At 70.7% G+C, this 13,883-nt stretch carries 15 protein-coding genes; 6 read left to right on the forward strand and 9 right to left on the reverse strand.

What is annotated here, in order from left to right; genetic code table 11:
* Window positions 1–10: 10 nt before the first annotated feature.
* Entirely contained in the window at window positions 11–475 is a 465-nt protein-coding gene (locus AC3A3G_RS09980) for an OsmC family protein (protein ID WP_200168286.1), read from the forward strand.
* 7 nt (window positions 476–482) lie between these two features.
* Here AC3A3G_RS09980 and AC3A3G_RS09985 read toward each other — a convergent pair whose 3' ends face one another.
* The 3 genes from AC3A3G_RS09985 to AC3A3G_RS09995 all read right to left on the reverse strand — a co-directional run bounded on the left by AC3A3G_RS09985 (window position 483) and on the right by AC3A3G_RS09995 (window position 2,684).
* A complete protein-coding gene (locus AC3A3G_RS09985; protein WP_234287879.1) occupies window positions 483–1,406 on the reverse strand; it encodes an NAD(P)/FAD-dependent oxidoreductase in 924 nt (307 codons plus the stop codon).
* Window positions 1,375–1,863, reverse strand: coding sequence for an Rrf2 family transcriptional regulator (locus AC3A3G_RS09990; protein ID WP_200168285.1), 489 nt, complete (start codon window positions 1,861–1,863; stop codon window positions 1,375–1,377). Before AC3A3G_RS09990 ends, AC3A3G_RS09985 begins: the two co-directional genes overlap by 32 nt.
* Window positions 1,864–1,934: 71 nt before the next feature.
* Entirely contained in the window at window positions 1,935–2,684 is a 750-nt protein-coding gene (locus AC3A3G_RS09995) for a dienelactone hydrolase family protein (protein ID WP_200168284.1), read from the reverse strand.
* A 102-nt stretch (window positions 2,685–2,786) separates the two neighbouring features.
* Between AC3A3G_RS09995 and AC3A3G_RS10000 the strand changes: the two genes are divergently transcribed.
* A complete protein-coding gene (locus AC3A3G_RS10000) occupies window positions 2,787–3,419 on the forward strand; it encodes a PadR family transcriptional regulator (RefSeq protein WP_487488102.1) in 633 nt (210 codons plus the stop codon).
* Window positions 3,416–4,231: a siderophore-interacting protein gene (locus tag AC3A3G_RS10005; protein WP_200168282.1), complete on the forward strand. Its 816-nt coding sequence runs from the start codon at window positions 3,416–3,418 to the stop codon at window positions 4,229–4,231. The genes AC3A3G_RS10000 and AC3A3G_RS10005 overlap by 4 nt, the downstream gene beginning before the upstream one ends.
* A gap of 176 nt (window positions 4,232–4,407) precedes the next feature.
* Here AC3A3G_RS10005 and purH read toward each other — a convergent pair whose 3' ends face one another.
* The 4 genes from purH to rpe form a co-directional block, all read right to left on the reverse strand.
* Window positions 4,408–6,012, reverse strand: a complete 1,605-nt coding sequence (purH, locus tag AC3A3G_RS10010) for a bifunctional phosphoribosylaminoimidazolecarboxamide formyltransferase/IMP cyclohydrolase (protein ID WP_487488103.1) — start codon at window positions 6,010–6,012, stop codon at window positions 4,408–4,410.
* Window positions 6,013–6,078: 66 nt separating this feature from the next.
* Window positions 6,079–6,474 (reverse strand): hypothetical protein, encoded by a 396-nt coding sequence (locus AC3A3G_RS10015; RefSeq protein WP_487488104.1) that lies wholly within the window; start codon window positions 6,472–6,474, stop codon window positions 6,079–6,081.
* Window positions 6,474–8,288 carry a heparinase II/III family protein gene (locus AC3A3G_RS10020; RefSeq protein ID WP_487488105.1) on the reverse strand — a complete coding sequence of 605 codons (1,815 nt, stop codon included), beginning with the start codon at window positions 8,286–8,288 and terminating at the stop codon, window positions 6,474–6,476. The genes AC3A3G_RS10015 and AC3A3G_RS10020 overlap by 1 nt, the downstream gene beginning before the upstream one ends.
* Window positions 8,285–8,968, reverse strand: coding sequence for a ribulose-phosphate 3-epimerase (gene rpe, locus AC3A3G_RS10025; RefSeq protein ID WP_289647838.1), 684 nt, complete (start codon window positions 8,966–8,968; stop codon window positions 8,285–8,287). Before rpe ends, AC3A3G_RS10020 begins: the two co-directional genes overlap by 4 nt.
* A 207-nt stretch (window positions 8,969–9,175) precedes the next feature.
* On the opposite strand from rpe, the gene AC3A3G_RS10030 reads away from it, so the two are divergent.
* The 3 genes from AC3A3G_RS10030 to AC3A3G_RS10040 all read left to right on the forward strand — a co-directional run bounded on the left by AC3A3G_RS10030 (window position 9,176) and on the right by AC3A3G_RS10040 (window position 12,288).
* Complete coding sequence (locus tag AC3A3G_RS10030; RefSeq protein ID WP_289647837.1) at window positions 9,176–9,595, forward strand: DUF2141 domain-containing protein; 420 nt, start codon at window positions 9,176–9,178, stop codon at window positions 9,593–9,595.
* Window positions 9,596–9,619: 24 nt separating this feature from the next.
* Window positions 9,620–11,083 (forward strand): carotenoid oxygenase family protein, encoded by a 1,464-nt coding sequence (locus tag AC3A3G_RS10035; RefSeq protein WP_200168276.1) that lies wholly within the window; start codon window positions 9,620–9,622, stop codon window positions 11,081–11,083.
* A 224-nt stretch (window positions 11,084–11,307) separates the two neighbouring features.
* Entirely contained in the window at window positions 11,308–12,288 is a 981-nt protein-coding gene (locus AC3A3G_RS10040) for a magnesium transporter CorA family protein (protein WP_200168275.1), read from the forward strand.
* A gap of 4 nt (window positions 12,289–12,292) precedes the next feature.
* Here AC3A3G_RS10040 and AC3A3G_RS10045 read toward each other — a convergent pair whose 3' ends face one another.
* On the reverse strand, window positions 12,293–13,075 hold the full coding sequence (locus AC3A3G_RS10045; protein WP_289647835.1) for a LytTR family DNA-binding domain-containing protein: 783 nt from the start codon (window positions 13,073–13,075) through the stop codon (window positions 12,293–12,295).
* The gene (locus AC3A3G_RS10050; RefSeq protein WP_200168274.1) at window positions 13,072–13,800 is read right to left on the reverse strand and encodes a TetR/AcrR family transcriptional regulator; all 729 of its coding nucleotides are present in this window, start codon (window positions 13,798–13,800) and stop codon (window positions 13,072–13,074) included. Before AC3A3G_RS10050 ends, AC3A3G_RS10045 begins: the two co-directional genes overlap by 4 nt.
* Between the last annotated feature and the right edge of the window lie 83 nt (window positions 13,801–13,883).

Genomic DNA, 13,883 nt, shown 5'->3' on the forward strand with positions numbered 1-13,883 from the left:
GGAGCCCGTCATGAGCCAGCACGTCGCCGTCGTCGAATGGAACCGGGGCGATCAGCCCTTCAGCGACAACAAATACGGACGCGGCCATGACTGGCGCTTCGACGGCGGCGCGGTGGTGCGCGGGTCGTCGGCGCCCTCGCCCATGATCCCGCCGCCCCTGTCCGAAGAAGCGGCCGTGGATCCTGAAGAGGCCCTGGTCGCCGCCCTGTCCAGCTGCCACATGCTGTTCTTCCTGGCCTACGCCCGCAAGGACGGCTTCGTGGTCGATTCCTATCGCGACGATGCGGAAGGGACGCTGGGCAAGGACGAGCGCGGCAAGATGTCGATCACCGAGGTGGTGCTGCGTCCCGCCGTGACCTGGTCGGGCGACAAGCAGCCGGATGCGGCGGCCATCGCCGACCTGCATCACCGCGCCCATGACGTCTGCTACATCGCCAACTCGGTTCGCGCCGAGGTGAAGATCGAGCCGCGCTGAGCCTCCTTTAGGCCGTCTCCTCTTCGATCAGGGAGCGGAAGGCGGCGTAGGCGGCGGTCATGCCGTCCGTCGTCGCCAGGGTGATGTTGCCCGCCGGCCGCGCCAGGTCGCCGGCGGCGAAGACGCCCGGCTGGCTGGTCTGCTGCTGGGCGTCGACCTTGACGATGCGGCCCATGGGGGTGTCGGTCATCTCGCAGCCCAGGCTCTCGGCGAAGCCGCCGGATTGCCGCACATGGGCGCCGACGAAGACGGCCTTCAGCGGGATGAAGCGGCCGTCGATCAGCCGCGCTCCGGTCAGGGTCGGCGCCTCGCCTTCCAGCCGTTCGACGGGCGTCGGCTCGATGGTCACGCCGCGTCGGGCCAGTATGCGCGCCTCGTCTTCGCTCAGGCGCGCCGGGTCGATGAACAGCACGGCCTGCCCCCATTCGGCGACGACGCTGGCATATTGGACCGCATGGTCGCCGCGCCCCAGGACGCCGATCGGCCCGCCGCCGACCTCATAGCCATGGCACCAGGGACAGTGCAGGGCGGTGCGGCCCCAACGCTCCTTCACGCCGGGCAGGTCGGGCAGGACGTCCTCGACCCCATGGGCCAGGATCAGGCGACGGCCCATGGTGCGGCTGCCGTCGGCGAAGGCGACCGAGAAGCCGCCGTCGATGCGCGCGGCGTCCACCGCCTCGGCCATGCGGAAGGCGGCGGTGGGATAGGCCGCGACCTGGGCGCGAGCGGCGGCGGCGATCTCAGCCCCCGGACGGCCGTCGTTGCTCAGCACCCCGTGCGCGCGAGCGGCGAAGCGGTTCCGGGGGCGGCCGTCGTCGATGACCAGGACGCGGCGGCGCGCCCGCACCAGCTGCAGGGCGGCGGACAGGCCCGCGTAGGAGCCGCCGATGACGACGGCGTCATGGGGCATCGGATTTTCGCTGGTGCGCATGGAGCAGGTCTCTCTTGGGATGGGCGGCCAGCCGGCGCGAGAAGTCCGCCGCCAGATCGGCCAGGGTGATGGAGTCCAGCCGCGCGGCCAGCAGGGCGCGCGCGGCGGCGTAGGTGTCGGACAGGGCGTCGTTGACGGCCGCCTCGATCAGGCAACCCTCGGCCTCGACCGGCGGCGTCTCGGGCAGCAGGCCGGGTTCGCCCAGGGCGGCGTGAACCTGGCCCAGGGTGACGACCTCCAGCGGGCGCGCCAGCCGCCAGCCGCCGCCGTGGCCTTTCTCGGATACGACCAGCCCCTGTTCGCGCAGGCCCGCCATGGTGCGGCGGACCACGACCGGATTGGTCGACAGACAGGTCGCCAGCATGTCCGAGGTCATCGGTCGGCCGCAGCGCTGTTCGTGCTCGGCCATGTGCAGCAGAGCATGAAGGATGTTGGAGAGGCGGGAGTCTCTTTTCATGTAACTTCAATTGTTACGTGATGGTGCGCGCGTCAAGGCGCGGTCCAGAGATTATTTCCAGCAGACTGTTTTCAGGCGTGGGGCGCGCTGTCCTTGAGGAAGGCGGTGAAGCGGCGCAGCGCCTCTTCGGTTAGCTCCGGGTGATGACGCATCGGGCCGTTGTTGGTCGGCTCGTCGAAGGCGTGGGTGCCGTCGGCGACCCAGCTTTCGACCTCCGAGCCGCAGTCGCGGATCATGGCGTTGACCCGTTCGGCGTTGCGCACGGTGGTCAGATGATCGCGTTTGGCCGTCAACGCCAGGACGCGCGGGCAATGACGCCACGGCTTCATCCGGTTGAAGGCCCAGGGGCCGATATAGGAATAGGCTAGCCATACGGCCTTCACGCCCGACAGGTCGGCGGTTGCGGGATCGGCCACGCCCATGCGGCCCGGCTCGGGCGTCTCGCTCATCATCTCCATGATGGCCCAGCCGCCGTGGCTCCACCCGCCCAGCGCCAGTTGCGCGGCGTCCACGTCGGGTCGCTGTGAAATTCCGTGAATGGCCGCCAACACGTCGCCCGCCCGCTCATAGCCGCGAAAGGCCAGGCCGGTGCAGACGGCGACCAGGGTGAAGCTCCGGCTCCAGCCGCGCGGGGCGTAGGAATCGACGATGAAGGCGCGCCAGCCCGCCGCCTTGGCCGCCTCGGCGTAGCGAGGCAGGTGGGCGCGCAGGCCGCCGCAGCCGTGGAACAGAAGCACCGCCGGGCGGGGGCGATCATCGTCCGGTCCGACGACATGCACATGCGGTTCCAGCAGGGCCCAGCGGGCGGCGACGGTGTTCATCGGCGCAGCTTAATCCGTCCCGTCGCCGAAGAAAGGGGTCTTGCGTTTTCGATATATCGATATATCTGTTTGCAAGTTAGATATATCGAAGTGAGAGATGAAATGAGAGGATCCAAGGGGATCGGAAAGCGCGGCTACGGCCTGGACCAGGGTCGGGGCCATGGATTTGGGCGCGGCTGGAGCGCTTTCGGGCATGGCGGCCATGCGCGGTCGATGTGGCCGGAAGGGCGGCGCCAGGGCGAGGGCCGGACGCGCGGCGAGGGCCACGGCCGACGCGGCGGCGGCCGCATGTTCGAACACGGCGCCCTGCGCTGGGTGCTGCTGTCGCTGATCGCGGACAAACCCGCCCACGGCTACGAGCTGATCAAGGCCATCGAGGCGCGCATGGGCGGCGCCTATACGCCCAGCCCCGGCGTCATCTACCCCAGCCTGACCCTGCTGGAGGACTTGGCCGCCGTCAGCGTCGTCGCCGAGGGCGGCAAGAAACGCTACGCCATCACCGACGAGGGGCGCCGCCTGCTGGTCGAGAACGCCGACGCTCTGGCCCACGCCGAGCGCAAGATGAAGGCCCTGCGCGGCCGCGCCGACCGTCCGGCTCGTATCGCCCAGGCCATCGAGACCTTCCGCGCGGCGACCCATGAGCGCCTGGCCCAGGAGCCGCCGCTGAGCGAGGCCCAGGTCGAGGCCATCGCCGATCTGATCGAAGCCGCAGCTGAAAAGGTGAGACAGGCATGACCGACGCCCTGCTGAGACAACCGCGCCGCGTGCGGCACGAGCTGAAGTTCCGCCGCGCCCGCGTTGAGGCGGTGGAGCAGCTGACGCCAGTGCTGAAGCGGATCGTCCTGACGGGCGACGAATTGGACGGCTTCTTCAGCCCCGGCTTCGACGACCATGTGAAGATCTTTCCGGTGCCGCGCGGCGAGCCTCTGGTGCTGCCGACGCTAGGGCCGGACGGGCCGGTGTTCTCGGAGCCTCGGCCCGTGGCGCGCGACTACACGCCGCGGGTTTTCGACGCCGCCAATCGTCGGCTGACCATCGACTTCGCCGTCGGTCACGGTGGTCCGGCGACGGCCTGGGCAGAGGATGCGCGGCCGGGCGACGAACTAGGGCTGGGCGGGCCGCGCGGCTCCTTCCTGATCCCGACCAGTTTCGCCGAGCACCTGCTCGTCGGCGACGAGGCGGCCATCCCCGCCATCGCTCGGCGCCTGGAGGAACTGCCTGCGACCACGCGCGCCATCGCCTGCATCGAGGTGAACGACGCAGGCGGAGAGCTGGATCTGCCCAGTCCGGCGAACGTCGAGATCGTCTGGGTGCACCGCAACGGCGGCCCGCGCGGCCGCCCGGAGGCCCTGACGGCGGCGGCGGTCGCGGCGGCGAAACGGATCGACCCGGCCGACGCCTATGTCTGGGTCGCCTGCGAGTCCTCGGTCGCTCGCTCGATGCGGGCGGCGTTGCTGGCGGCGCGGCCGTTTAACCAGAAATGGATGAAGGTCGCCGGCTACTGGCGCCTGGGCCGCGCCGGCTCGCACGAGGTGATCGAGGACTGATGTTTCATCTCCCGCTCACCCCGGCGGACGCCGGGGTGAGCGGAGTTGAATGTGCGGCGCTAAAAATCGGCTACGAAAAAAGGCGCTGCCGATGACCGGCAGCGCCACCGGCAGCGCCCTGTTTTCTGCGCTCAAGGAGCGAGCCGCCGCGCGGCTCGCATTAGCGCTCTGCATGCCTAGTGTCGGAAGACGCGAACGCCCGTGAAGGCCATGGCGATGCCGCGTTCGTCGGCGGCGGCGATGACCTCCTCGTCGCGGATCGAACCGCCCGGCTGGATCACGGCCGTGGCCCCGGCGGCCACGGCCTCCAGCAGGCCGTCGGCGAAGGGGAAGAAGGCTTCGGAGGCGCAGGCCGAGCCCTCGGCGAGGGAGTGGGCCAGACCCTTGGTCTCGCCCGCTTCCTTGGCGCGGATGGCGGCGATGCGGGCGCTGTCGCGACGGTTCATCTGGCCGGCGCCGATGCCCGCCGTCTGGCCGTCCTTGGCGTAGACGATGGCGTTGGACTTGACGTGCTTGGCCACGGTGAAGGCGAACAGCATATCCTGGATCTCGGTCGGCGTCGGTTGGCGGCGCGTGACGATCTTCAGGTCGGACGGCTTGATCAGCGAGCGGTCGCGCGACTGCACCAGGAAGCCGCCCGCCACCGAACGGAAGACTTCGCCCGGACCGTGCGGGTCGGGCAGGCCGTCGGTGATAAGCAGGCGCAGGTTCTTCTTGGCGGCGAAGACGGCCTTGGCCTCTTCATCGGCGCCCGGCGCGATGACGACTTCGGTGAAGATGCCGGTGATGGCGCGGGCGTCTTCGCCGTTCAGCGGCCGGTTGACGGCGATGACGCCGCCGAAGGCCGACACGGCGTCGCATTCCAGCGCGCGGGCGTAGGCTTCCGACAGATTCTTGCCGACGGCCACGCCGCAGGGGTTGGCGTGCTTGACGATGACGCAGGCCGGGGCTTCGAACTCGGCCACCAGCTCATAGGCGGCGTCGGCGTCGGCGATGTTGTTGTAGCCCAGTTCCTTGCCCTGGACCTGGGTGGCGTAGGCCACGCCCGGACGCTTCTCGCCGGTGCGGTAGAAGGCGCCGGTCTGATGCGGGTTCTCGCCGTAACGCAGGGTCTGGGCCAGCGAACCGGCGATCGACTTGCGCGCCGGGGCGGCGTCGTCCAGTTGACCGGCGAACCACGACGATACGGCGGCGTCATAGGCGGCGGTGCGGGCGAAGGCGCGGGCGGCCAACTGCTTGCGCAGGGCCAGCGAAGTCGAGCCGTCGGATTTCAGAGCTTCGACGATCAGGCCGATGCTTTCCGCATCGACGGCGACCGCGACGTGGCCGTGGTTCTTCGAGCCCGAGCGGATCATGGCCGGGCCGCCGATGTCGATGTTCTCGATGGCCGCTTCAAAGCCGCCGCCGGATTCCACGGTCTGCTCGAAGGGATAGAGGTCGATCCAGACGATATCGATGGCGCCGATATTGTGCTCGGTCATGGCGGCGGCGTGGGCCGGGGCGTTGCGCACGCCCAGCAGGCCGCCGTGCACCACGGGGTGCAGGGTCTTGACCCGGCCGTCCATCATTTCCGGGAAGCCGGTCAGGTCGGCCACGTCCTTGACCGGCAGGCCGAAGCCCGCGATCGCCGCCTTGGTGCCGCCGGTCGAGACCAGCTCGACGCCCAGGCCGGCCAGGGTGCGGGCGGCGTCTTCCAGCCCCGCCTTGTCCGACAGGGAGATCAGGGCGCGGACGGGTTTGATCGCGTCGGGTGCGGGCGGAAAGTCGGGAGCGGCGGGCATGGGCGGCGTCCGTTTACGGCTGGGGCGGGGAGATGGCGGGGCCTCTAGCACCAACGGGGCGCGGCGTCAGCCCTTGGCGGCCTCGGCCTTCGGCAAGGCGATGAAGTCCCCACGCCGAGCAGGCCGCCAATCCTCTTCGACAGGCCAGGTGTTCTTTGGGCCCGCCCAGCGGGTCGCCATATAGGCCTCGGGCTCCAGCGGTTCGCCGTTCAGCAGAAGCTCGCACTGGATGCTCATAATGCGTGCGGACATACGCACCGACAGCTCGCCCTCGCCGATCGTGGTCAGCCACGGTTCCGCGTAGGATTGGCGCGTACGGAACATGCCGCGACTGTCCTGCACCGTCTCGTCATTGACCCTGAGGCGTTCCTGCGCCCATCCGGCCCAGCTGAAGGCGTTGTCCACGCAGACTGTCGAATTGCCGACCCGGTAGATCCAGCGCTGACAGATCATGCGAAGCATCAGTGGGGGTCGCCGCTCGCGCCCGCCGGGCTCAGCTTCCAGCGGACCTTGGTCTCGGCGTCGGTGCGGGCCGAGCCGCGTACGACGATCTGCAAGGAGCGACGGGTCAGGCCTTCGTCAATGTGGACGGCGGGCTCGATAGCCACGTCGGGGCCGTCGCTGCGGAACCACCAGCCGCGCCCGGACGGGCCGCGCAGCAGGATGGAGCGGCGGTCGCGGGCCAGGGAGGCCTGGACGCCGGGCTCGAGCTGGAAGCGCAGGGCGTAGGGGGCGGCGATGGCGCGGGTCGCCTCGGGTCGGCCTTCGGGCGGATGCAGCCGCTCTTCGGCGCGCAGTTCGTCAAGCCGCTGGTCGATGTAGAGGCGGCGCTGGTGCATCAGGCCATAGCCGGGCATCCAGCCGTCGTGCTCGACCTCCAGCCAGACGGCGCCGTCGCCGTCCTGATGCTGGCGCGTGACGTGCAGGGCGGGGCCGACCAGACGCGGGCCCAGAAGCTCGCTCTTCCAGCCGGATAGGGGTTCGCCCAGCGGTTGTTCGCCCAGAGTCACTGTCGAGGCGCCGGGCGTCAGGCGCAGGGCCTGGCGGTCCAGGGCGCGCGGCGTCCATCCGGCCGAGGTGAACAGGCGGTCGCGGCCGCAGACGACCTCCAACGCGGCGGGCTGGCCGCAGGCGGCGGCCGACCAGGCGTTGCGGGCCGGGGCCTCGACATCGACCATGACGGTCAGCAGCGGGCTGGAGACGCGCAGCAGGCCGCCGACGGCGCCGCTGGGCGGGGCGGCGGGCGCATCGTCATGGGCGCGGGCGGCGGCGACGCGCTCGGGCGTCGAGGGGCCGCCGCCCTGGAACACGGCCAGCCGCCGGTCGGGCAGGGTCTGGAGGCGCAGGGCCAGGGTCAGGCGCGAGATGGCCTCGGCCACCGGCTCGGGCGTCACCTCCGACAGCTGGGCCAGAGCGTCGTCCAGCGTCAGCAGGTCGAGCAGCAGCTCCAGCCCCATCTCCGGCGCGCGCGTGGCGTGGGCGCCGTCGGCGGCGACCGTGGCGGCCAGGGCGCCGGGCAGGCGTTTCAGCGCCTTGTTGCGGATGGCGGCGCCGGCCTTGCCGGTCAGGGCGCAGCCGGCGACGGCGGCGGCAGTCAGACGCTCGGCCCGGCCCATGATCCCGCCGGGCGGCCGCAGCAGCTGGCGCGCCTGATGGGCCAGGATATCGGTCAGCTGAAGGCGCTCGACCTCGGTCGCCACGCCCGCCAGCCGCCGTCCGGCGCAGGCCAGGTGATAGACGCGGCGGGCCAGGATGTCGGGATCCCAGGAGAAGGGCGACCAGCGGCTGAACACCTCGCGCCAGGCCAGGGTCATGGCCAGGGCCTCGCGCGTCCCGCGATCGCCCTGGGCCATCATGGCGGGCAGCCAGTTGAAGCTGTGAAGCTCGACCGCAAAGGCGCGGCTCGGCGTGGGGCTGTTCCACAGCTCGGCCGGGGTTCCGGCGTCCAGGCTCAGGCCCGCCAGCGTCAGCTTGCCCGACAGCAGGGGGCGCGGCGCCTCCTCGGGCAGGGGGCGGAAATCGCGCGGACTGACGGCGAAGCCCTCGGCGGTCGGGCCGCCCAGCGTCAGGCCATAGCCGGGCAGGCCGTACAGTTCGATCCACGCCTGGCGCGCGGCCAGCCCCTTGGCGACCGAGGCCCACAGGCGCGGGTCGGGCCGGGCGCCCGAGGCGGGGCGCACGGGCGTGCGCATGGGCGCGCCCTTCAGGCCGGGGATGTGCCCTTCGGCCAAAGGGACGTCGCTGTCGCGCGGGGCGAAGGGGCCGAGAGGGCTCACGCGGCGGCGGCCTTCAGGGCCTGGATGTTGGCGGCATAGGCGTCCGGCCCGCCCTTGAAGACGAAGGAGCCGGCGACCAGGGCGTCGGCCCCGGCGGCGACGCAGGCCCCGGCGTTGGCGGCCACGACGCCGCCATCGACCTGCAGGCGGGCCTTGGACCCGGCGCGGTCGAGGATGGCGCGGGCGCGCTCGATCTTCTTCAGCGAGGTCTCGATGAATTTCTGACCGCCGAAGCCGGGGTTCACCGACATGATCAGCACCAGATCGACCAGTTCGACCGCCTCTTCCAGCACGCTCAGCGGCGTGGCCGGATTGAAGACGAGGCCCGCCTTGGCGCCCAGTTGATGGATCTGGCCGAGGGTGCGGTGGACGTGGGGGCCGCTTTCGGGGTGGACGCTCATGATGTCGGCGCCCGCCGCGCGATAGGCCTCCAGCCAGTTGTCGACCGGGGCGACCATCAGGTGCACGTCGAACGGCAGGGTCGTGTGCGGACGCAGGGCCTTCACCACGTCCGGGCCGATGGTCAGGTTGGGCACGAAATGGCCGTCCATGACGTCGACGTGGATCCAGTCGGCCCCGGCGGTCTCCAGGGCGCGGATCTCCTCGCCCAGCTTGGAGAAGTCGCTGGCCAGGATGGAGGGGCAGATCAGCGGGGCGGCGGTCGCGGGCGTCTGGGTCATGGTTCTGCGACTTAGGGCCCCTCGGCGCAGGGAGCAAGCCGGGCTGCTGCCGCAGGCGCGTCCAAGCCGGTCATTGGCGCTTCGTGAACGGCGGGCGGGGGTCGTTGGCGAAAGCGCGGCGGTCGCGGACGCAAGGTCGCTGGCGGGGTCTGGCGGGGAGAGGAAGAAAGGCGGCGACTTCTCGCCACGCCCATAAGGACGCCCGCCATGATCCGCCTTCTCCCTATCGCCGCCGCTCTGGCCGTCGCCGCTCCGGCCGCCGCCCAATCCGCCGACAACCGCCTGACCTTCACCTTCGAGACGGGAGCCGAGACCGGCGCCGTCATGGTCGCCCTCTACGCCGATGAGGCCGCCTATGAGAGCGGCGCGCCCAGCCGTGCGGCGCGGGTCGATGTGGCGGCGGGCGAGCGCGCCGTCGTGTTCGAGAACCTGCCCGCCGGCGCCTACGGCATGAAGGCGTTCCACGACGTCAACGGCAACGGAAAGATGGATGTGAATCCGTTCGGCATGCCGACCGAACCCTTCGCCTTCTCCAACAACGCCGTCGGCAACATGGGGCCGGCCAGGTGGGAGCGCGCCCGCTTCGACGTTTCCGGCGCCACGGCCCAGACCATCCGCATCCGCTAAGCCCCGTTGTCTGAAGAGACCGCCATGACCCCCACCCGCCGCACCCTGTTCATGGGCGCCGCCGCGCTCGCCGCCGCCCGCGTCCTGGCCCCTGATCGAGCCTATGGTCTGCAAGCCTTGGCGGCGACCGCCGACTGGTCCCTGGCCACCGCCGACGTCGAGGGCGACGTGGCCCCGCGCGCCCTGCGTCTGGTGCACGGCCGGGCGCCGCAGGGGCTGTCGGGCAGCCTCTACCGCAACGGGCCGGCCAAGTTCCGGCGTCCGGGCGGCTCGTCCCAGCACTGGTTCGACGGCGACGGCCTGATCCGTCGCTGGCGAGTGCAGGACGGTCAGGCCAGCCTGGCCGCCCGCTTCGCCGACACCCGCAAGCGGCGCCAGGAAGCCGAGGTTGGGGCCATGCTGATGCCCGGCTTCGGCACGGTGGCGGACCCGCGCGCCAAGATCGGCTCGGCCGACGACGCCAGTCCGGCCAACACCTCGGTGCACAAGGTCGGCGGCAGGCTGTGGGCGCTGTGGGAGGCGGGCTCGCCCCTGGCCATGGACCCCGAGACGCTGGAAACCGAGGACTTCGTTACGCTGCGGCCTGATCTGAAGAACATGCCCTTCCTGGCCCATCCGCGCATCGAGCCGGACGGCCGTATCTGGAACCTGGGCGTGAACGGTCGCCAGGCCATGGTCTGGCGCCTGGCGGCGGATGGCGCGCTCGAGGACGCCGAGGTGATCGCCCTGCCGCGCGCCAGCTACATCCACGACTTCAGCGCCACGGCCCGGCATCTGGTCATCGTGCTGCAGCCCTGGGTGCATGTCCGCAACGGCGCGCCGATGTCGGCGGGTTTCGACTGGACGCCCGAGGCGGGGACGCAGGTGCTGGTGGTCGACAAGGCCGACCTGACCCAGCGGCGGATTTACGACTTGCCGCCCTTCGGCTTCTTTCACGTGGGCGACGCCTGGGACGAGGCGGACGGCACGATCCGCTTCGACCTGTGCGCGCACAAGGACATGGACTTCGCCGCGCGCGGCGCCCAGGAGGTGCTGAACGGCGTGCCGCTGGGCGGCGAACCGGCCGAGCTGGCCATGGTCGTGCTGTCGCCGAACGGCCGCGGGCGGCTGGAGCGGACGGGCGTCGTCGGCGAGTTCCCGCGCAGCGACCCGCGCCGGGCCGGGCTGGCCCGCCGTTTCAGCCTGCACACCACGGGCGAGCGCGCCGACCGGCCCCTGGCTTCGGCGGTCGCCGTCACCGACTGGTCGTCCGGCCGCACGCGGTCCTTCGACTTCGGCCCCGGTCATGTGACGGACGAGATGGTCTATGTCCCCAAGCCCGGCGGGACGCACGAGGCCGACGCCTGGCTGGTCGGCCCGACCATCAACCTGAAGGCGGGGGTCAGCGAACTGCACGTCCTGGACCTGATGCACGTCGAGGACGGCCCGGTCGCCACCTGGCGCGCCGATGTGGCCCTGCCGGCGGCCTTCCATGGAAACTGGGCGTGAAAGCCACACCGCGCCATCGCCTCGCGGCGGCCCGTCGGCGTGCGGTTGACCCCCGCCCCCGAACGGGCCAAGACCCCTTCGCCGCCCAGATGCCTATCCTGGGGCGGCGTCTTTTTGGAAACCCTCAGATGAACCCCGAAGACCGAAGTCCGTCTTCAACTTCTTCGACGCTCTGAGGACGCTCCGCTTCCGCGCGAGGGCGTCCTCGCGAAAGGAAGCGACTTATGCTGAACGCCTATGACTGGCGCGCCGATCGGCTCGTGCGCCTGGATACGGCCGTGGATCACGGCCCCGCGTGCTGGATCGATCTCGTCTCCCCGACCGCCGACGAGGTGGCGGCGCTGGAGACCCTGACCGGCATCGACATCCCCAGCCGGGACGAGATGGACGATGTCGAGCCGTCGGCCCGCCTCTACGCCGAAGACGGCGGCGTCTTCATGATCGCCGCCGTGGCCACGGACCTGGAGACGCACGATCCGGTCAAGACGCCCGTGACCTTCATCCTCAAGGGCGGGCGGCTGGTGACGGTGCGCTACGGCCAGCCGCGCTCCTTCCAGTTGTTCATCGCCCGCGCCACCCACAAGCCGGGCGAGAAGCTGGCCGGAGGCGAGGCCATCATGATGGGGCTGATCGAGGCCGTCATCGACCGCTACGCCGACGCCCTGGAGATGAAGGGACTGGAGCTGGACGCCATCTCGCGCCAGATCTTCCGCAAGCGCGATCCCAAGGCGGTGGAGAGCCATAACCTGCAACTGGTGATCCAGGACATTGGCCGGGCGGGCGACTTTCTGGCCCTGATCCGCGAGAGCCTGTCCAGCCTGCAACGACTGCTGGCCTATCACGCGGCGCTGTCGGGCGCGCGCGCCGGGGGCAAGGCGGATCGCGAGGCGCGCCAGACCGTGCGTCTGCTGCAACGCGATGCGGCGGCGCTGAGCGAGCTCAGCGTCTCCATGTCGTCCAAGGTGACCTTCCTGATGGACGCCACCCTGGGCCTGATCAATCTGGAGCAGAACCAGATCATCAAGATCTTCTCGGTCGCGGCCGTGGCCCTGCTGCCGCCGACGCTGATCGCCTCAATCTACGGCATGAACTTCGACGTGATGCCGGAATTGCACTGGCAGTACGGCTACCCGGCGGCGGTGGGGGCGATGATCCTGTCGGCCGCCCTGCCGTATCTCGTCTTCCGCAAGAAGCGTTGGCTGTAGCGGCTCACCACCAGCCCGCGTCGCGCAGGGCCTTGGCGTAGCGGCGGCTGACGGGCACGACCAGTTCGCCGCCGGGGCCGCCGTCCAGCGTCAGGGCGGCGCGGCCGTCGCCGCGCGCGACCGAGGCCACGGCGCCCTTGGCCGCCCACCAACTGCGGTGGGTCTGGGCGCCCTCCAGCCCCTCCAGCTCAGTCAGGGCGTCGGACAGCCGCATCAGGATCAGGTCCGAGCCTCTGTCGGTGTGCAGGCGCAGATAGTGGTCCTCGGCCTGGACCGCGATCAGCCGCGCGCCGCGCAAGCGAGGCGGCAGGCGGTCGAGGAAACGGGCGGGCGCGGCGCCCGGCGCGGCGGCGTGGGTTTCGACCGGCTGTTTGCGGCCCAGGAAGACGTTCAGGATGCTGAGCACGGCGGTGATCAGCGCCACCGGCGGGAAGAAGTGGCGCAGGTCGTCGGCGTGGCGCAGCCGACCTTCGAACATCAGGCCGGTCATGGCCCAGACCATGAGCGTCAGCGGCCCGGTGATGACCAGGGTCAGGGCGGCGACGCCCAGCCAGGGGCGCGCGTCCACGTCGATGAAGCGCTCGACCAGCAGGCTGCATAGGTGCCCCCACAGGCCGCCGACGACGAGCACGGGCACCCAATAGGCCAGACGCTGGGCCAGCGGCGCGCCGTTGGAGCCGAAGGCGCCGCCCAGCGCCAGGAAGACGCCCGCCCCGACGGCCACCGCCAGGCCGCGCAGGAAGTCCCGCGCCTTGGACCCCGGCGAGAAATCCAGTCGAGCCGTCACGCGCGCCTCGAACCGCAGACGGCGCGGAAGCCGGCGGCGGCGAACCGCACCATGTAGTCGCAGGCGCTGTCCAGATCGCCCGACTGGCACAGGCCGCCGGACAGGCGGTCCAGGCGCCCTGTCTCGCCCAGGGTCAGGGTCAGGGCGCCAGACAGATTGTGATAGGCCCAGTACAGATCGGCCTCGTCCGCCTCGGGCATGATGCGCTTGACCAGTTCCAGCAGGCGACGGATCGCCGGGTCGAAATAGCGGGCCATGGTCTCTCCGCCGAAGGCCGGGTTGGCGTTGGTCTGGGCCACCAGGGCGGCGTAGTGCTTCCACCCCGGCCCGCCCTTCAGCGACCACTGGAACGGCGGGCGCAGAAAGGCCTCGAACAGCCCTTCCAGCGTCATGGCGTCGCCTGCAGCCTCGGCGTAACGATCGACGGCGGCGACGCGCTCGGCGTTCCACACCTCGGCGCGACGGTTGAAGACGGCGTCGAACAACTCCTTCTTGGCCCCGAAATAATAGTGGACCAGAGCCGTATCCACGCCCGCCTCGCGCGCCACCTCGCGGATGGTGACGCCGTAGAAGCCGTGCTTGGAGAACAGATCCTCGGCCGCGTTCAGAATGGCTTCGCGCGTCTCGCCCGCCGCGGCCGCCTTGGACTTCTTGGGCCGTCCGCGCCGGGCGGGCGCGAGGGGCAGCGGCGGAATCTGGGGCGGCGGCAGGTCGCTCTTCGTCATGGCCGGAAGCTAGTCGCGCTTTGGGGGTTAGTGCAACGGCGCCACAGGGCGGGTCTTTCTGTGACGGAAATCAGGCTTGGCCG

Source organism: Brevundimonas sp. Soil_N_31, assembly GCF_057655995.1.

Excerpts from the sequence above, each read along its gene's own strand:
- AC3A3G_RS09985 (WP_234287879.1), bottom strand. The coding sequence starts at position 1,406 with ATGCGCACCAGCGAAAATCCGATGCCCCATGACGCCGTCGTCATCGGC.
- AC3A3G_RS09995 (WP_200168284.1), bottom strand. The coding sequence starts at position 2,684 with ATGAACACCGTCGCCGCCCGCTGGGCCCTGCTGGAACCGCATGTGCAT.
- AC3A3G_RS10040 (WP_200168275.1), top strand. The coding sequence starts at position 11,308 with ATGCTGAACGCCTATGACTGGCGCGCCGATCGGCTCGTGCGCCTGGAT.
- AC3A3G_RS09980 (WP_200168286.1), top strand. The coding sequence starts at position 11 with ATGAGCCAGCACGTCGCCGTCGTCGAATGGAACCGGGGCGATCAGCCC.
- rpe (WP_289647838.1), bottom strand. The coding sequence starts at position 8,968 with ATGACCCAGACGCCCGCGACCGCCGCCCCGCTGATCTGCCCCTCCATC.
- AC3A3G_RS10030 (WP_289647837.1), top strand. The coding sequence starts at position 9,176 with ATGATCCGCCTTCTCCCTATCGCCGCCGCTCTGGCCGTCGCCGCTCCG.
- AC3A3G_RS10035 (WP_200168276.1), top strand. The coding sequence starts at position 9,620 with ATGACCCCCACCCGCCGCACCCTGTTCATGGGCGCCGCCGCGCTCGCC.
- AC3A3G_RS10050 (WP_200168274.1), bottom strand. The coding sequence starts at position 13,800 with ATGACGAAGAGCGACCTGCCGCCGCCCCAGATTCCGCCGCTGCCCCTC.
- purH (WP_487488103.1), bottom strand. The coding sequence starts at position 6,012 with ATGCCCGCCGCTCCCGACTTTCCGCCCGCACCCGACGCGATCAAACCC.
- AC3A3G_RS09990 (WP_200168285.1), bottom strand. The coding sequence starts at position 1,863 with ATGAAAAGAGACTCCCGCCTCTCCAACATCCTTCATGCTCTGCTGCAC.
- AC3A3G_RS10005 (WP_200168282.1), top strand. The coding sequence starts at position 3,416 with ATGACCGACGCCCTGCTGAGACAACCGCGCCGCGTGCGGCACGAGCTG.
- AC3A3G_RS10015 (WP_487488104.1), bottom strand. The coding sequence starts at position 6,474 with ATGCTTCGCATGATCTGTCAGCGCTGGATCTACCGGGTCGGCAATTCG.
- AC3A3G_RS10000 (WP_487488102.1), top strand. The coding sequence starts at position 2,787 with ATGAGAGGATCCAAGGGGATCGGAAAGCGCGGCTACGGCCTGGACCAG.